This window comes from Paenibacillus sp. sgz302190 (assembly GCF_059820445.1).
The window spans coordinates 231,460-246,465 of sequence record NZ_JBZYAO010000005.1; the positions used below are offsets into that span (position 1 = coordinate 231,460).

At 54.4% G+C, this 15,006-nt stretch carries 15 protein-coding genes; 13 read left to right on the forward strand and 2 right to left on the reverse strand.

The genetic code is table 11. The features are described from left to right. Positions 1-60 precede the first annotated feature (60 nt). The 13 genes from AC6RNO_RS09025 (at position 61) to AC6RNO_RS09085 (ending at position 12,796) form a co-directional block, all read left to right on the forward strand. Positions 61-561, forward strand: a complete 501-nt coding sequence (locus tag AC6RNO_RS09025; RefSeq protein WP_474681378.1) for a tetratricopeptide repeat protein — start codon at positions 61-63, stop codon at positions 559-561. Between the two features lie 30 nt (positions 562-591). Continuing rightward, positions 592-1,395 carry a 4-hydroxy-tetrahydrodipicolinate reductase gene (dapB, locus tag AC6RNO_RS09030; protein ID WP_474681377.1) on the forward strand — a complete coding sequence of 268 codons (804 nt, stop codon included), beginning with the start codon at positions 592-594 and terminating at the stop codon, positions 1,393-1,395. 14 nt (positions 1,396-1,409) lie between these two features. Further along, positions 1,410-1,838: a methylglyoxal synthase gene (locus tag AC6RNO_RS09035; RefSeq protein WP_474681376.1), complete on the forward strand. Its 429-nt coding sequence runs from the start codon at positions 1,410-1,412 to the stop codon at positions 1,836-1,838. Next, entirely contained in the window at positions 1,831-2,523 is a 693-nt protein-coding gene (bshB1, locus tag AC6RNO_RS09040) for a bacillithiol biosynthesis deacetylase BshB1 (RefSeq protein ID WP_474681375.1), read from the forward strand. Before AC6RNO_RS09035 ends, bshB1 begins: the two co-directional genes overlap by 8 nt. 16 nt (positions 2,524-2,539) lie before the next feature. Next, on the forward strand, positions 2,540-3,712 hold the full coding sequence (bshA, locus tag AC6RNO_RS09045) for an N-acetyl-alpha-D-glucosaminyl L-malate synthase BshA (protein ID WP_497105230.1): 1,173 nt from the start codon (positions 2,540-2,542) through the stop codon (positions 3,710-3,712). A gap of 19 nt (positions 3,713-3,731) precedes the next feature. Continuing rightward, positions 3,732-5,024, forward strand: coding sequence for a CCA tRNA nucleotidyltransferase (locus AC6RNO_RS09050; RefSeq protein WP_497105231.1), 1,293 nt, complete (start codon positions 3,732-3,734; stop codon positions 5,022-5,024). A gap of 98 nt (positions 5,025-5,122) precedes the next feature. Beyond that, positions 5,123-6,091 (forward strand): biotin--[acetyl-CoA-carboxylase] ligase, encoded by a 969-nt coding sequence (locus AC6RNO_RS09055; RefSeq protein WP_497105259.1) that lies wholly within the window; start codon positions 5,123-5,125, stop codon positions 6,089-6,091. A 297-nt stretch (positions 6,092-6,388) separates the two neighbouring features. Beyond that, entirely contained in the window at positions 6,389-7,243 is an 855-nt protein-coding gene (gene panB, locus AC6RNO_RS09060; protein ID WP_474681372.1) for a 3-methyl-2-oxobutanoate hydroxymethyltransferase, read from the forward strand. A 32-nt stretch (positions 7,244-7,275) separates the two neighbouring features. Continuing rightward, entirely contained in the window at positions 7,276-8,145 is an 870-nt protein-coding gene (panC, locus tag AC6RNO_RS09065) for a pantoate--beta-alanine ligase (protein WP_497105260.1), read from the forward strand. A gap of 5 nt (positions 8,146-8,150) precedes the next feature. After that, positions 8,151-8,534, forward strand: coding sequence for an aspartate 1-decarboxylase (panD, locus tag AC6RNO_RS09070; protein WP_474681371.1), 384 nt, complete (start codon positions 8,151-8,153; stop codon positions 8,532-8,534). A gap of 101 nt (positions 8,535-8,635) precedes the next feature. Next, positions 8,636-9,229, forward strand: a complete 594-nt coding sequence (locus tag AC6RNO_RS09075; RefSeq protein WP_497105232.1) for a tetratricopeptide repeat protein — start codon at positions 8,636-8,638, stop codon at positions 9,227-9,229. An 85-nt stretch (positions 9,230-9,314) separates the two neighbouring features. After that, positions 9,315-12,179, forward strand: a complete 2,865-nt coding sequence (dinG, locus tag AC6RNO_RS09080) for an ATP-dependent DNA helicase DinG (protein ID WP_474681369.1) — start codon at positions 9,315-9,317, stop codon at positions 12,177-12,179. Beyond that, positions 12,176-12,796, forward strand: a complete 621-nt coding sequence (locus AC6RNO_RS09085; protein ID WP_474681368.1) for a redox-sensing transcriptional repressor Rex — start codon at positions 12,176-12,178, stop codon at positions 12,794-12,796. Before dinG ends, AC6RNO_RS09085 begins: the two co-directional genes overlap by 4 nt. Positions 12,797-12,810: 14 nt before the next feature. On the opposite strand, the gene AC6RNO_RS09090 is transcribed toward AC6RNO_RS09085, so the two are convergent. After that, positions 12,811-13,155, reverse strand: coding sequence for a hypothetical protein (locus tag AC6RNO_RS09090; protein WP_497105233.1), 345 nt, complete (start codon positions 13,153-13,155; stop codon positions 12,811-12,813). A gap of 834 nt (positions 13,156-13,989) precedes the next feature. Then, complete coding sequence (locus AC6RNO_RS09095; RefSeq protein WP_474681366.1) at positions 13,990-14,988, reverse strand: inorganic phosphate transporter; 999 nt, start codon at positions 14,986-14,988, stop codon at positions 13,990-13,992. Positions 14,989-15,006 lie beyond the last annotated feature (18 nt).

Sequence of the window (15,006 nt, forward strand, 5' to 3'; positions counted from 1 at the left end):
GGGAGTCTTGTCGAGCGAGCTTGCGAAGCAAGTATGGCTCTGGGAAGGGAGGATGGGCAGATGAATGGGGCGAACCAAATCCAAAAGGCGTACGAATCCATTCTTGGCCACGATTTTCAAAAAGCCATCGAATGGTTTGAAAAAGCGATAGCGGCTGAACCGGACAACGCTGCCTATCACCACAAGCTGTCCATCACTTACGCGAGAAGCAACAAGCTGAGCAAAGCCATCGAGCATGCTTCGACAGCGGTGAAACTGCAGGAGGGCAACGAAGCGTACAAGTACCACCTGCAGAACCTTCATGCCAGAGGGCTGGTGGAGCAGGCACAAAAGCATATTAGCGGCAAAGCCGAGCACGCGGAGATCGCCATATTTTTGCTGAAGGAAGCGATTGTCCTCGATCCGCTCTTGATTGAAGCTTACTTAATACTGGCCGAGGTATTCGCCGAACGTCAGGATTATGCAAGAGCGTATCAAACGGTCATGGAAGCACTGCGCATGGAGCCTTACCACGAGCTTGCGATGCAGCAGGCCGATTTGTACCAGCAGAAGTTGAAATGAGATCATGCAAACGAAGGAGAAACAGCCGATATGGATCGTAAAATAAGAGTGGCAGTCGTAGGAGCAAGCGGAAGAATGGGCAGAGAGGTCGTCAAAACGGTACTCAGAGAGCCGGATATGGAGCTGGTGGCAGGTATTTCCCGTTCTTCCGGCCCTGTCGATTTGGGCAAGCTCGTAGGGATGGAGCCTTGCGGAGTTGCGATGAGCAGCGACGTAGAGCTCGCTTTCGTCGAGTCGAAGCCGGACGTAGTCGTTGATTTTACCGGCCCGCAGTTTGCGATAGCCCATACGAATTTGGCGATTCGCCACGGAGTCCGTCCCGTGATGGGAACAAGCGGGTTCACTGCCGAGGATATCGCAGCGTTGGACAAGCAATGCCGGGAACAAGGGATCGGAGGACTGATCGCCCCGAACTTTTCCATCGGTGCCATTCTGATGATGAAATTTGCCGCGCAGGCGTCGAAATATTTCCCGAACCTGGAAATTATCGAGTACCATGGCGATCAAAAGCTGGATGCCCCTTCGGGGACGGCGGTCAAAACGGCCGAGCTCATCTCGGAAGTGAGGGAAGAATTGCGCCAAGGCAACCCTCAAGAAGAGGAAACGATTGAAGGCTCGCGCGGCGGGTATTACAATGGATTTAGAATACATAGCGTTAGGCTGCCGGGCATATTTGCACAGCAGGAAGTCATTATGGCCGAACCCGGCCAGGCGCTCAAAATTCGCCATGATTCTTATGATCGAGCGGCTTACATGCCCGGAGTTGCGCTAGGGGTCAGAAAAGTAATGACCTACACGGGGATGATTTACGGATTTGAGCATTTTATAGATTAGGGAGTGGAGTCGGCATGTTGAAAATTGCATTGATCGCGCATGATCGAAAAAAAGATGAAATGGTGAACTTTGTTACGGCTTACGAGCACGTATTCAGCGGGCATAAATTGTACGCTACCGGAACGACCGGGCAGCGCATTATGGACAACACGCAGCTGGATGTGCACCGCTTCATGTCCGGACCGCTGGGCGGCGACCAGCAAATCGGCGCGCTTGTGGCCGAGAACGAGATGGATCTCATCATTTTCCTGCGCGATCCTTTAATGGCGCAGCCGCACGAGCCGGACATCATCGCGCTGCTTCGGCTTTGCGACGTTCAGGGAATTCCGTGCGCGACGAACATCGCGACAGCCGAGATTTTGGTCAAAGCGCTTGACCGTGGCGATTTCGCATGGCGGGAGCTTGTGCATAAATACAAACCGGGAATTGATTCCAATGAGTGAGCCGCTGGATATTCTTATATTCGGCGCCCACGCCGACGATGCCGAGATCGGGATGGGGGCGACGATCGCCAAGCATACGGCTTTGGGCTACCGTGTCGGAATATGCGATCTGACATACGCCGAAATGTCCTCCAACGGCACCGTGGACAACCGGAAGCGGGAAGCGGAAGAAGCGGGACGCATTCTCGGGCTGGCCATGCGTTCCAATCTGGGGCTGCCCGACCGCGGGCTTTTGCTGACGCCGGAGCATATCGAACGGATTGTTCAGGAAATACGCAAGCACAAGCCGAGGATCGTGTTTGCGCCTTATTGGCAGGACCGGCATCCGGATCATATCGCCTGCTCGCACCTGGTGCAGGAAGCGGCGTTTAATGCCAAGCTGCGCAAATATTTGCCGGAGACCGAGCCGGTGAACGTGCAGCAGCTGTACTTTTATTTTATCAACGATGTGTACGAAGCCGATGTGATGGTGGACGTCACCGACGTCTACGAGAGCAAAATCGCCGCGCTGAGCGCATATCGTTCGCAATTCGAATCCGGCCAAGGGACTGTGGCGACTCCGCTGAATCAGGGTTACGTGGAGCGGGTGGAGGCGCGCGACAGGCTGATGGGGCAAAAACGGATGATTACCTATGCCGAAGGCTTCATCTCGAAACTGCCCTTTGTGGTGAACCGTTTCGAGTGATGAGAAAGAGGGAACAATGAGCGATAAGCTGAAAATAGGCATTACCTGCTATCCGACTTTGGGAGGCTCCGGCGTCGTGGCGACGGAGCTCGGAAAGCTGCTGGCGGAAAAAGGCCACGAAGTGCACTTTATTACGCACAGCATGCCGTTCCGGCTGGGGAAATACCATAAAAATATATTTTACCATGAGGTTGAGGTCAGCGATTATTACGTTTTCCGCTACCCGCCTTACGATCTTTCTTTGGCGAGCAAGCTGGCCCAGGTAGCGAAGATGGAGGACCTGGATCTGCTGCACGTTCATTACGCGATCCCGCATGCCGTGTGCGCGCTGCTGGCCAAGCAGATGATCGGCAGCAAGCTGAAAGTCGTCACGACGCTTCACGGAACCGACATTACGGTTCTGGGGCAGGACCAATCGATCAGCGACCTGATCCGCTACGCGATTAACGAAAGCGACGCCGTAACGGCGGTGTCCCAGGATTTGATCAAAGAGACGCGAGAATCGCTGGCGATCGACCGGCCGATTGACCTTGCCTACAATTTCGTCGATAAACGGGTGTATTACCCGCGGGACGTCAGCAAATTGAGGCCGGAATTCGCCCGTCCCGATGAAAAAATTTTGATCCACATTTCGAATTTCAGACCGGTCAAACGGGTTTCCGATGTCGTCGATATTTTTGCCAAAGTGAGCGAAAGGCTGCCTTCGAGGCTGCTGTTCGTCGGCGAAGGCCCGGAACTGTCGAAAATTATTGCCAAAGTGAAAGAGCTGGGGCTGAGCGACCGGGTTACGTTTTGCGGGAAACAGGACGATGTGGCGCAGGTCATTTCTTTGGCCGATGTGATGCTGCTTCCTTCGGAAAAAGAAAGCTTCGGACTGGTCGCGCTGGAAGCGATGGCTTGCGGAGTGCCGACGGTCGGTTCCAACGCCGGGGGAATTCCGGAGCTGATTACGCACGGAGAGACCGGATATTTGGCGGAAATCGGCGATACGGAGCAAATGGCCGAGTATGTGTATCAAATGCTGAGCCAGCCGGAGCAGTACGAGCTGATGGTGGAGAAATGCTTGTACCGCGCTCGGCAAACGTTTTGCAACGATATTACGACTGTGCAGTATGAGGAAATTTATTACCGCGTTCTTGGAAGAGAGCTTCCCGAGTCCCACCGGCTGGTCGCCTCATCCTGTCAGTAGCGGCTAGGAGGGCGGGAGCATGACGGAACAACCGTCGGTTATACAAATGAAGGCAGGGGCCGAATATGTGCTCGCCCGGCTTGCGGAAGAAGGATACCAGGCCTATATGGTCGGAGGCTGCGTCAGAGATACCGTATTGGGCAAACCTGTCAAGGATATCGACATCGCCACCTCCGCCCTGCCGGAGCAGGTGATGGCCTGCTTTAAACGGACGGCGCCGACCGGACTGCAGCACGGCACCGTTACCGTCATCCTGGAGACGGGGACGTACGAGGTGACGACGTTCCGCAAGGAGTCGCAGTACGAAGAGTTCCGCCGCCCGGCTTCCGTGGAGTATATCTCCGACCTTACGGAGGATATGCGGCGGCGCGATTTTACGATGAACGCCATGGCGATGGACAGGGCGGGCGCGATCATCGATCCTTTTGGCGGGCAAAAGGATCTGGAAGCAGGCGTCCTCCGCTGCGTCGGAGCCGCGGAGGAAAGATTCGGCGAAGATGCGCTGCGCATGCTTCGCTGCATTCGTTTTGCCTCGACCTACGGACTGGAGGTCGAGGCGGTGACGTGGCAAGCGCTGCTCGCGCAAGCGCCGCTGCTGCGCCACATCGCCATGGAGCGCGTGCGCAGCGAGCTGCAGCGCATGATCGAAGGCCCGGCCCCGGCGCGGGCCGTCCGTCTGCTGCTCGCGAGCGGCCTGACGGCGCACGTCAAAAAGCAGCTGCCGCTGCCTTTTGACCGCTGGCTCGCGCACGACCTCGCGCTGGACGCCGTCAGCGCGTTGGAGCGGCAGCACACCCGCTGGGCGCTGCTGCTGCTGCTCCTGGAGACGCCGGCGGCGATATGCCGCGAGGCGCTCCAGGAGCTGACCTTCTCCCGCGCCGACACGGACGCGGTCGCGGACATCCTCGGCCTGCGCGAATGGCTGGCCGAGGCGCCGGCAGACCCTGCGCAGCTCGCGCGGGTCTGGAAGCTTGGCGCGGTCCGCCGCGGCGAGCCGGCGGCCCGCGATTTGCTGCGGCTGCTGCGCGTGCTGCCGCCGGAGGAAGGGCGCGGCTCGTCGGAGCTGGCGTGCTTCTTGGGGACAGCCGCGCCGGAGCTCGTCCGGCGCGGGGAAGCATGGCTGAGCGAGATTCCCTGCTTCAGCCTGAAAGAGCTTGCCGTCAGCGGCGGCGAGCTGACGTCGGAGCTGGGCAAGCAGCCGGGCCCGTGGCTGGGCAAGCTGCTGCAGCAACTGCTGGAGCGCACCGCGCTCGGCGAGCTGCGCAATGAGCGCGCGGCTTTGCTGCAAGCCGCGCGGGATAGTTTGGATTAACGCTAACGTCAGGAGTCTATCCGGTGAAGTTACGTTGAACTCATCGGACCGACTCCTAACGGTTCAAATATGGACAGGAATGTGAGTGAATGCTACGAATGAACGAACGCATTTTGCAGCTGTTCGCGGAGTTTGAGGGCGCCTATGTGTCGGGGGAGGAGCTGAGCCGCAGACTGGCATGCAGCCGTACGGCGATATGGAAGCATATCGCCGAGCTGCGCCAGGCCGGCTACGTATTCGAGTCGGCACCGCGCAAAGGGTACAGGCTGATCAGAAAGCCGGACAAATACGATAAGGCAAGGCTGCTCTCCGGGCTGCGGACGAAGTCGCTTGGACAGCGCCTGTACATACACGGGGAGGTCGATTCCACACAGACGATAGCGCACGCACTCGTCGCTTCCGGCGCTCCGGAAGGCACGCTCGTCCTTGCTGAGGCGCAAACCGCCGGGAGGGGCCGGATGGGCCGCAAGTGGCATTCTCCGGCAGGCAAAGGCATCTGGATGAGCCTCGTGCTGACGCCGCGCATCCCGGTTTATTTTATGCCGCAGCTGACTTTGCTCGCCGCCGTTGCGCTGTGCCGGGCGATCCGGGAAATATGCAGCGTGGCCGTCGGCATCAAATGGCCGAACGATCTGTTGATCGGCGGCAAAAAGGTGAGCGGCATTTTGCTGGAAAGCAGCGGCGAGGACGAGCGGCTGAAATACGTCATTGCCGGGATCGGCATCAGTGCGAATTTGCAGCGCGAAGATTACCCCGAAGAGCTGCGTCAGGTCGCAACTTCGCTGGCTATCGAATCGGGAGCGGAAATCAGCCGGGAAGGGCTGATACAGGCATTTCTTAAACAATTCGAAGATTTGTACGCTCTCTACGCCGAGCAGGGCTTTGCCCCGATCCGCCTGCTGTGGGAAGCGCTCAGCGTCACTTTGCACAGGCCGATACGGACGCATACCCCCGCAGGCATCATCGAAGGCATTGCCGAATCTCTGGACGATTCGGGCGCGTTAACGATCGTGACGGGCTCGGGCGAGCGGGTTAAAGTGTATTCGGGCGATATCGAGCTGCGATAGAGAGTTGGTTGCGGCGGGCCGGAATTAAGGGTATCGAAATAGTGCAAAATTTGTTATACTTGTGTCAAAGCTTTAATTTTTTTGCTATGACCCGGGGCTGTATCCGTGAAGGAACGGCACTCGCGAGCCGCAGGAAAGCTTTGTACAACCGAAAGTACGAAATTCAAGCAAGATGTCGGATTCTGCTCTGAGCCTTAAGGGACCGAGACGGAAGGATCATTGGATTCTTTTGCGTGCGCTCCTTTTAGCTCTGAGGCTAAAAGGTTTTTTTATTTTTTGACGAAAGCAGGGATTCCTATGGTACAGCGCAAGCCGCTAACGACAGCTAAAATGAGGAAAATGAAACAGGACGGCGTTCCGATCGCGATGGTTACCGCCTACGACTATCCGTCGGCAAAGCTCGCCGAAGAAGCGGGCGTCGACGTTATTTTGGTCGGGGATTCGCTTGGCAACGTTGTGCTCGGCTACGATTCGACTTTGCCCGTAACGCTGGACGATATGGTCTATCATACGCGCGCGGCGGTGCGGGGAGCGTCTTCTACGTTCGTTGTCGCGGATATGCCGTTTATGACGTATCACGGCAGCGTCGATTTGGCGCTGCAGGGTGTTGCCCGCTTGATGCAAGTGGGCGGAGCGCAGGCGGTCAAGCTGGAAGGCGGCGCGGAAATCGCGGCGACGGTGGAGGCGATTACGAAGGCGGGCGTTCCCGTCGTCGGGCATCTCGGGTTGACGCCGCAGTCCGTACACCAGATCGGAGGCTTCCGCGTGCAGGGCAGAAGCTCGGAACAGGCCGAGAAGCTGCTTAGCGATGCGAAGGCGCTGGAGCGTGCCGGCGCGTTTGCCGTCGTGCTGGAGCTCGTTACCGATGAGCTTGCCGCATGGGTAACGAAGGAGCTGTCCATCCCGACGATCGGGATCGGGTCAGGCGTGAATTGCGACGGCCAAGTGCTCGTTTTTCACGATTTGCTCCAATACGGACCGGAGACGCCACCCAGAAAATTCGTTAAATCGTACGCGAATATTGGAGAAACTATTCGTGAAGGAATCGGCGGGTATGTGAAAGAAGTGAAAGAACGGAGCTTTCCCGCAGCCGAGCATACGTTTCATATGGACAACGAAGTCGTTCAATATTTATACGGGGGCAAGGAGTGATGTCTGCGATGGAAGCGACTCAAACTCAAACGATGGAAGTCATTCGCACCATTGCCGGGCTGCGCGCCAGGATTGCGGAATTTCGGCGCAGCCGCAGCGGGGACGTCGGGTTCGTGCCGACAATGGGATATTTGCATGACGGGCATATGAGCCTTCTGAAAACGGCCAGGGAAAAAAGCGGACTTGTCGTGCTGAGCATTTTTGTCAATCCGCTGCAATTTGGCCCGAATGAAGATTTTGAACGCTATCCGCGGAATACGGAGCGCGATTTGCAGTTGGCGGAAGCCGCGGGTGTTGATATCGTCTTTTTGCCCGAAGTCATGGAAATGTATCCGCGGGAAATACGCACGACGGTTAGCGTGTCGGGGATAACTTCCCGGTTGTGCGGAACGTCCCGTCCGGGGCATTTTGACGGCGTTGCGACGGTTGTAAGCAAACTGTTCCAGATCGTGCAGCCGGACAAAGCTTATTTCGGGCAAAAGGATGCCCAGCAGGTCGCGGTCGTTCAACAAATGGTCGACGACTTGAACATGCCTGTCGAGATTGTCCCTTGCCCTACGCTGCGCGAAGCGGACGGACTAGCCATGAGCTCGCGCAACGTCTACTTGAGCGGCGAAGAGCGGCAGCAGGCGGTTGTGCTTTCCCAGGCTTTGCAAAAAGCCTCTGCCGCGGTGCGGGACGGCTTGGCTTCGAGTTCCGCATCTTTGGTCCGGATCGTGAGCGAGCATATTGCCACGGCGCCGCTGGCAAACATTGATTATGTCGAAGCTTTGCAATATCCGATTTTGGAACCTTATGAAACGTTGTCCGCCGCGGAAACGTCATCCGTCATTGTTGCGGTAGCCGTCAAATTCGGACAAACGAGACTTATCGATAATATCATTTTACCCGTTAGGAAGTGAGCCCAATGTTTCGTACGATGATGAAAGCCAAAATACACCGCGCCACCGTTACCGAATCCAATCTCAACTATGTGGGCAGCATTACGATCGATGAGGATTTGATCGATTTGGTGGATATGCTGCCGAACGAAAAAGTGCAAATCGTCAACAACAACAACGGCGCCAGACTGGAAACCTATATTATTCCCGGCCCCCGCGGATCGGGCGTCATTTGCCTGAACGGCGCGGCCGCCCGGCTTGTGCAGGCAGGGGATACGGTCATTATCGTCTCCTATGCGATGATGACCGACGAAGAAGCGAAGCGGCATACGCCGACGATCGCCATTATGGGCGAGAACAATAAGGTGACGCAACTGCTGAAAGAAGAAATCCATTCGACCGTGCTTTGATCCGTCTTCCCTTGATCAATCTTCCTTGAAGGGGCATGCATGAAATCGGCGCTCTTAACAAAGAATGAGGATAAGCTTTCGAAGCAAAGGTGGGATGGCAAATGTTCAAGCATTTATTTTCCACGATGAACGAGGTTTTGGAAGAAATCCAAAAAGAGTATCCGAATGCCGCAGACCACAAAAAAGCCGAGCTTGACGAGCAGCTTCAAGTTCTGAAGCTGATGAGCGACGAGTTTATCGAGTCTTGGCTTCAATTCGAGGAGAAGCTGGGAAAGTTTTATGGGGGCGTTCCGATGGATACTCAAACCCTGCATAAAGAGCTCATGGATCTGGATGTAACCGGCAAGCAGACCGATGAGTTTTTGCGGGGACAGGGCTATTACAAGCTGTCGATGTACGATCAGGCGATTCGGGAGTTCGAGTCGCTGATGAAGCGGCGGCCGGATTTTTTGCTCGCCCGGATGTATTTGGCGATGGGTTATTTAAGGAAAGGGGAGTTCGGAGAAGCTTACAGGCATTTCCAATTCCTCCTTCCGCTAACCGAGAATGCGAAGATGAAAGCCATTTCCTATAATGCCATGGGCTGCATACAGGTGCAAAATCATAATATGGAAAAAGCTTTCGAATATTTTCAAAAAGCTTATCATACGGACCCGACTTGCATGGAACCGCTCATTAATCTCGACGAATCATAACGAACCGGCAAGTGGGTATTCCCTTTTCCTGAACAGATTTGGTATGCTAGAGGAAGAGCAGGACGAAGGGATTGAAGGATACGTCATGAAATTTGCAGTTTTGGATTTTGAAACGACAGGAAGCCAGTCTTCGGATGAAATTATTCAGGTTGGGCTTGTCATTATAGATCAATTTCAAATTGTCGACAGGTATACTTCCCTGGTCAATCCAGGAATGGGTATACCTTCTTCTATTACTACGCTGACCGGCATTACCGATGAAATGGTGGAGCATGCGCCGCAGCTTGACGAAGTGATGACGGCGATGTTTCCGCTTCTTTTTGACTGTGTTCTCGTCGGCCATCATGTGCAATTCGACTTATCGTTTTTGCAGAAAGGCTTGACGAAATGCGGATTTCCTCCGTTTTCGGGCCGCGTGCTCGATACGATGGATATGCTGCGCATGCTGTTTCCGTCGACGCCGAGCTTGCAGCTTGGCATGGTGGCGGACATGTTCGGACTGGATCATGAGAGGCCGCATCAGGCCGACAGCGACGCCGAGGTTACCGCTTTGATCTGGATCATTTGCATGGAGCGCATACTCGGTCTTCCGCTCTTGACCGTGCAGCGGCTCAGCCACATATTCGAAAGCGGTGCCAGCGATTTGGGCTGGTTTTTGGATGAAATCCGCGCCTACAAGGAAATGAATACGAGCATCGATACCGATACTCACCGTTATTTCCGGCAGTTTACGATGAACGTAAGCGATTGGGGCGAGGACGAAGAGGAAAGAGACGCGCAGGACATTCGGAAGCTCGGTGCTGCTTTTTCCGAATTTCATGACAGTTTGAAGCAGGCGCTTCAGCAGCGGTTTGACGTGTTCGAGGACCGCCCGGCGCAGGAGCAGATGATCCATGAAGTGGAGCAGTCGCTGGAGGCCGACACGCATTTAATGATTGAAGCGGGTACGGGTACCGGCAAATCGCTGGGCTACCTGATTCCTGCGCTGTATTACGGAATCAAACACGATAAAAAAGTGATCGTCAGCACGCATACGATTAATTTGCAGGAACAGCTGCGCGAGCGGGATATTCCGCTGCTGAAGGACATTTTTCCGATACCTTTTAAAGCGGCCGTATTGAAAGGCAGAAGTCATTATCTTTGCTTGCGCAAGTTCGAAAACAAGCTGGTCACGCGCGATTACGAGTACGGCAAGGACGACTCGGTCACAGCGGCTCAAATGGTCGTATGGCTCAGCGAAACGAAACACGGGGACGAAGAGGAGCTGAATTTCGGCAATAAAGGCGCGCAGTTCTGGCATTCGGTGGCCAGCGATACCGATTCCTGCCTGAACCGGATGTGTCCCTGGTTCAAAAAATGTTTCTACCACCGCGCCCGCCACGATGCGAACACGTCAGATGTCATCATAACGAACCATTCGCTGTTGTTTACCGATATGAAGGCCGAGAACCGCCTGCTACCCGGCTACAAGCATCTGGTCATCGACGAAGCACACCACTTTGAAGAAGTGGCCAGCAAGCATCTGGGGATCGAGCTGCACTCGGGCGCGTTTTACCATTCTTTGCAGTGGTTGTATAAAGACAACCGCAGCGGGCAGCTGCCTATGCTCCGCTTTCGTCTTCAGAAGGCGGCGGAAGAGCAGGAGAGAGCTTTGGCCTGGAGCGCAGCGATAGACGGTTTGTACCCGAAAATCGTGCAGATCAAGGAAGACTGGGAGCGTTTGAGCGAAGGGTTGTACGAGCTGCTTACGGCAAAAAGCGACCCGTCGCAATCGGAGAACTCGCAATACGTGCTGCGCATGAAGCCCGAGGCGCTGCCGGCGCATTGGAGCGAGCTGACGATGATGGAGGACAACATTTATTTGAGCATGAACGATACGCTCCGCACGCTCGACAAAATGCTGAGCGAGATCAAAGAGATGCAGGAAGTTCTGGAAGTCCAGAGCATCGTGACGGATTTGAACGGAACTTTGAAGGAGCTTTACGGGCACCGGGATGCGCTTCATTTTTTCATGAAAATGGAGGATCAAGGTTACGTATACTGGATGGAAGCCGGCACGTATTCCAAGAGCAAGTCGCTGCAGCTGATCAGTGTGCCGACGGATGTGAGTCCGCTGCTTCAGGAGCATTTTTTCAAAAATAAAGACAGCATCATTTTGACTTCGGCTACGTTATCCGTGAACAAATCGTTCCAATACTCGGCCGATCAGCTCGGTTTGCAAATTCCCGCCGGCGAAGAGGCCGGCAAGCTCAAAACGGTGCAGCTTCCGTCCCCGTTCAATTACAGGGAGCAGGCGCTGGTCTGTATTCCCAGAGATTTTCCGACGATTAAAGGCCCTTCCGGGGACGCCGTTTTCATACAAGCACTTATCGATTCTTTAAGCAATGTCGCTTTGGTTACCAACGGCCGAATGCTCGTGCTGTTTACATCCAACCGGATGTTAAAGCAGATTCATGCCGGCATGAAGGAGCGGTTAAAGCCGCATGGGATTACCGTGCTTGGACAGGGCGTAGACAGCGGCAACCGCAGCAAGCTGACCCGCATGTTCCAGGACCACCATTCCTGCGTGCTGCTGGGTACAAGCTCGTTCTGGGAAGGCGTGGACATCCCGGGCGATGCGTTGTCCTGCTTGGCTATTATTCGGCTTCCGTTTCAGCCTCCGAATCACCCGCTCATTGAAGCCAAATGTGAAAATATTAAAAAGCGGAACGAAAATCCGTTTATGAAATTTTCCGTGCCGCAGGCGGTCATTCGTTTCAAACAAGGATTCGGGCGGCTCGTGCGGCGGGCTACGGATAAAGGAATCGTTATTATTTACGATACCCGCGTTATCGATACGCAGTACGGCAAATATTTTCTTTATTCGCTGCCCGGTCCGAAGATTGAACATATGACGACGGAACAAATGATTCCAAGAATTGAGGAATGGATGGGGGAGGCGCAGCGGTGAAGACACAAAAAATATCCGAAGCTGTAGTCCGCCGGCTGCCGATTTATTTGCGGTTTTTGAACGAGCTGGCGATGAAAAATATTATGACGGTCTCGTCGCAGGATCTGGGGCAAAAGCTCGATTTGAACCCCGCGCAAATCCGCAAAGATTTGGCCTATTTCGGGGAATTCGGCAAAAAAGGGATCGGCTACGACGTCGGCTATCTCATCGAGAAGATCAGGCAGATCTTGAAGCTGGACCGCCATATCCGGGTCGCTCTGGTCGGGGCGGGCAACCTGGGGCGGGCACTGTGCAACTACAACACATATTTGCGCAACGATATGAAAATTGTCGCCGTATTCGACGCGATGCCCGAGAAAACGGGCGAGACGATCAATAATTTGATCGTGCAGCCGACGCACGAGCTGAAAGAAGCGATATCGCGGCTTGGCGTCAGAATCGGCATCATTACGGTACCGGCAGCGGAAGCGCAAAATGTGGCGAATCAATTCGTCGAAGCCGGCATTGAAGCGATTCTTAATTTTGCGCCGGTCATCATTAAGGTGCCGCCCGAAATCCGCGTGCACCATGCCGATTTCACGACCGAGCTGCAGAGTCTGGCCTATTATTTGGACTAGGCCAAGGGCTCGCGCTATGCGGAAATTTGCAGCAGGACGCAGGGGAAAGCTGCAGAAACCTGCAGAAACCCGCAGAAACCTGCAGAAACCCGCAGAAACCCGCAGAAACCTGCAGAAGAGAAACAAAACCCTGCAGAAGCCTCCGGAAGCTGGATCGGCGAAAAACTCGCATGGCAGCAGGCAGTACATTTGCTTAGCAACGTGGAGAAAACCTGCAAAAGTACAGTTTTTTGCTCGCTGATGCGCTGGATACGAAAAATTCCTGCAAATGTGCAGGCTTTTCGCCGCGAACATGGGCTGAGAAGCGTTTTTAGCGAAAATTCCTGCACAATCGCAGGCTTTTTGCCGAAATGAACCATTTCTGCTGAAACAGCCTGACTTTCGCAGGTTTTTTCTGTGCCAGGCTGCTTGTTCCAACGCCGTAACCCGTACAGGAGAGAGCCGTAGGTTACTGAAGAGTGATTGTGCCCCTTTTGGTTCCTCTACCCCGTTACTTTATCAACAGTCTGGTTTTCTACCCGTAATATGATGCGTCTCTCCAATGTATGTTTTCTCAGCAGCCTCTATTTTAACGAAAATAATGTACTCGTTTCCAACTTTTACGCTTTTAAAGCTTGAAATTGTTTCAGTAGACGATTGTTTTCATTCTGTGGGGATAACGTCTACGGCGTCATGGGAGTTTTGTAGGTTTTTCCGGCTGTCGAGCCAATTCGTTTCATTGGCGCGAAGTGCCGTCTTTGGGCGGACGGCAAAAAGAAGCGGAAACCGGTGAAAGTTCGGCTTTAAAACCGCTCCTGGTTGCGAAGCTCAACAAACAAAACAAATACGCGATCTTGCGCACACATCTAACGTGCTGTAGCCATTCAATTCGACGCAACGCTGAGAGTGGCTATGGTAGAGCGTTACAAGTGGCTCGTAGAACAACGCAAGGAGTGTGCAAGCGCACGTTCCAGAGCGCAAGCAGCGCACAAGCGCCTCACTCCACAGCCGTATGCAGCGTGCAAGCGCTCGCTCCACAGCCACATGCAACGCACAAGCGGCTCGCTCCACAGCCACATGCAACGCACAAGCGGCTCGCTCCACAGCCACATGCAACGCACAAGCGGCTCGCTCCATAGCCGCATTGCAGCGCCCCGCCGCGCTTTGCAAAAATAACAAAAAACCCGAGCCACATACTGGCCCGGGTTTTTCATCTAAAACAACTTAAACAACACGAAGTAAATCGAGTAAGACAAGACGATGCTGATCGGGATGGTAATGACCCAGGTCATGATCATTTTGCCGACGGTTGCCCATTGGACTTCATGGAAGCGCAGGACGCTTCCCGTTCCGATAATGGACGATGAAATGACGTGCGTCGTTGACAGAGGCATCCCCATATGAGTGGATGCTTGTATAATGATCGACGACGTCAAATCGGAGGCGAAGCCGTTGATCGGCTCGATTTTAATAATTTTGCGGCTGATCGTTTTGATGATGCGCCAGCCGCCGATGGACGTTCCGAGGCCCATGGCTGTAGCCGCGGCGATTTTTACCCATAAAGGCACATCCAGATCCGTTTGATAACCCGCTGCAACAAGCCCGAACACGATGATGCCCATCGCCTTCTGCGCGTCGTTGCCGCCGTGGGAGTAGGACAGCAGCGCGGCTGACAGTACCTGCAAAGAACGGAACATCCGGTTCAGCTTGGAACGCGAAGTGTTGCCCGACCAAAGGATGATATACTTAATCAGGATCATGATCACAAAGCCCGCTGCAAAAGCAATGATCGGCGATAAAATGAGGATGATGATAATTTCGGTGAAACCGCCCCAGTTCACGGAGCTCATGCCTGCTCCGGCAATTACCGCACCGGCCAGGGAGCCGAGCAGCGTATGCGAGGAGGAGGAAGGAATGCCGAAATACCAGGTCACAAGGTTCCAGATAATGGCGGCTATAAGCGCCGCGATTACAATTTCAACGCCGTGGTCGATTTTGGCCGGGTTGGCGATTTTGCCCCCGACTGTTTTGGCGACTTCGGAAGAGACGATCGCTCCGACAAAGTTCAGTACCGCCGCCATAACAACGGCGACCCGGGGGTTTAACGCTCTTGTAGAGATGGATGTTGCAATTGCATTCGCCGTATCGTGAAATCCGTTGATGAAGTCAAACAAAAGTGCGAGCGCCACGATAACGATTAGATAGGTTAACATGTTTTCCTCCTAAATCGT

Coding starts and splice junctions, on each gene's coding strand:
- panB (WP_474681372.1), top strand. CDS start 6,389: ATGGTACAGCGCAAGCCGCTAACGACAGCTAAAATGAGGAAAATGAAA.
- bshA (WP_497105230.1), top strand. CDS start 2,540: ATGAGCGATAAGCTGAAAATAGGCATTACCTGCTATCCGACTTTGGGA.
- AC6RNO_RS09075 (WP_497105232.1), top strand. CDS start 8,636: ATGTTCAAGCATTTATTTTCCACGATGAACGAGGTTTTGGAAGAAATC.
- AC6RNO_RS09050 (WP_497105231.1), top strand. CDS start 3,732: ATGACGGAACAACCGTCGGTTATACAAATGAAGGCAGGGGCCGAATAT.
- AC6RNO_RS09035 (WP_474681376.1), top strand. CDS start 1,410: ATGTTGAAAATTGCATTGATCGCGCATGATCGAAAAAAAGATGAAATG.
- AC6RNO_RS09025 (WP_474681378.1), top strand. CDS start 61: ATGAATGGGGCGAACCAAATCCAAAAGGCGTACGAATCCATTCTTGGC.
- dapB (WP_474681377.1), top strand. CDS start 592: ATGGATCGTAAAATAAGAGTGGCAGTCGTAGGAGCAAGCGGAAGAATG.
- panC (WP_497105260.1), top strand. CDS start 7,276: ATGGAAGTCATTCGCACCATTGCCGGGCTGCGCGCCAGGATTGCGGAA.
- AC6RNO_RS09090 (WP_497105233.1), bottom strand. CDS start 13,155: ATGGTTCATTTCGGCAAAAAGCCTGCGATTGTGCAGGAATTTTCGCTA.
- panD (WP_474681371.1), top strand. CDS start 8,151: ATGTTTCGTACGATGATGAAAGCCAAAATACACCGCGCCACCGTTACC.
- dinG (WP_474681369.1), top strand. CDS start 9,315: ATGAAATTTGCAGTTTTGGATTTTGAAACGACAGGAAGCCAGTCTTCG.
- AC6RNO_RS09095 (WP_474681366.1), bottom strand. CDS start 14,988: ATGTTAACCTATCTAATCGTTATCGTGGCGCTCGCACTTTTGTTTGAC.
- AC6RNO_RS09055 (WP_497105259.1), top strand. CDS start 5,123: ATGAACGAACGCATTTTGCAGCTGTTCGCGGAGTTTGAGGGCGCCTAT.
- bshB1 (WP_474681375.1), top strand. CDS start 1,831: ATGAGTGAGCCGCTGGATATTCTTATATTCGGCGCCCACGCCGACGAT.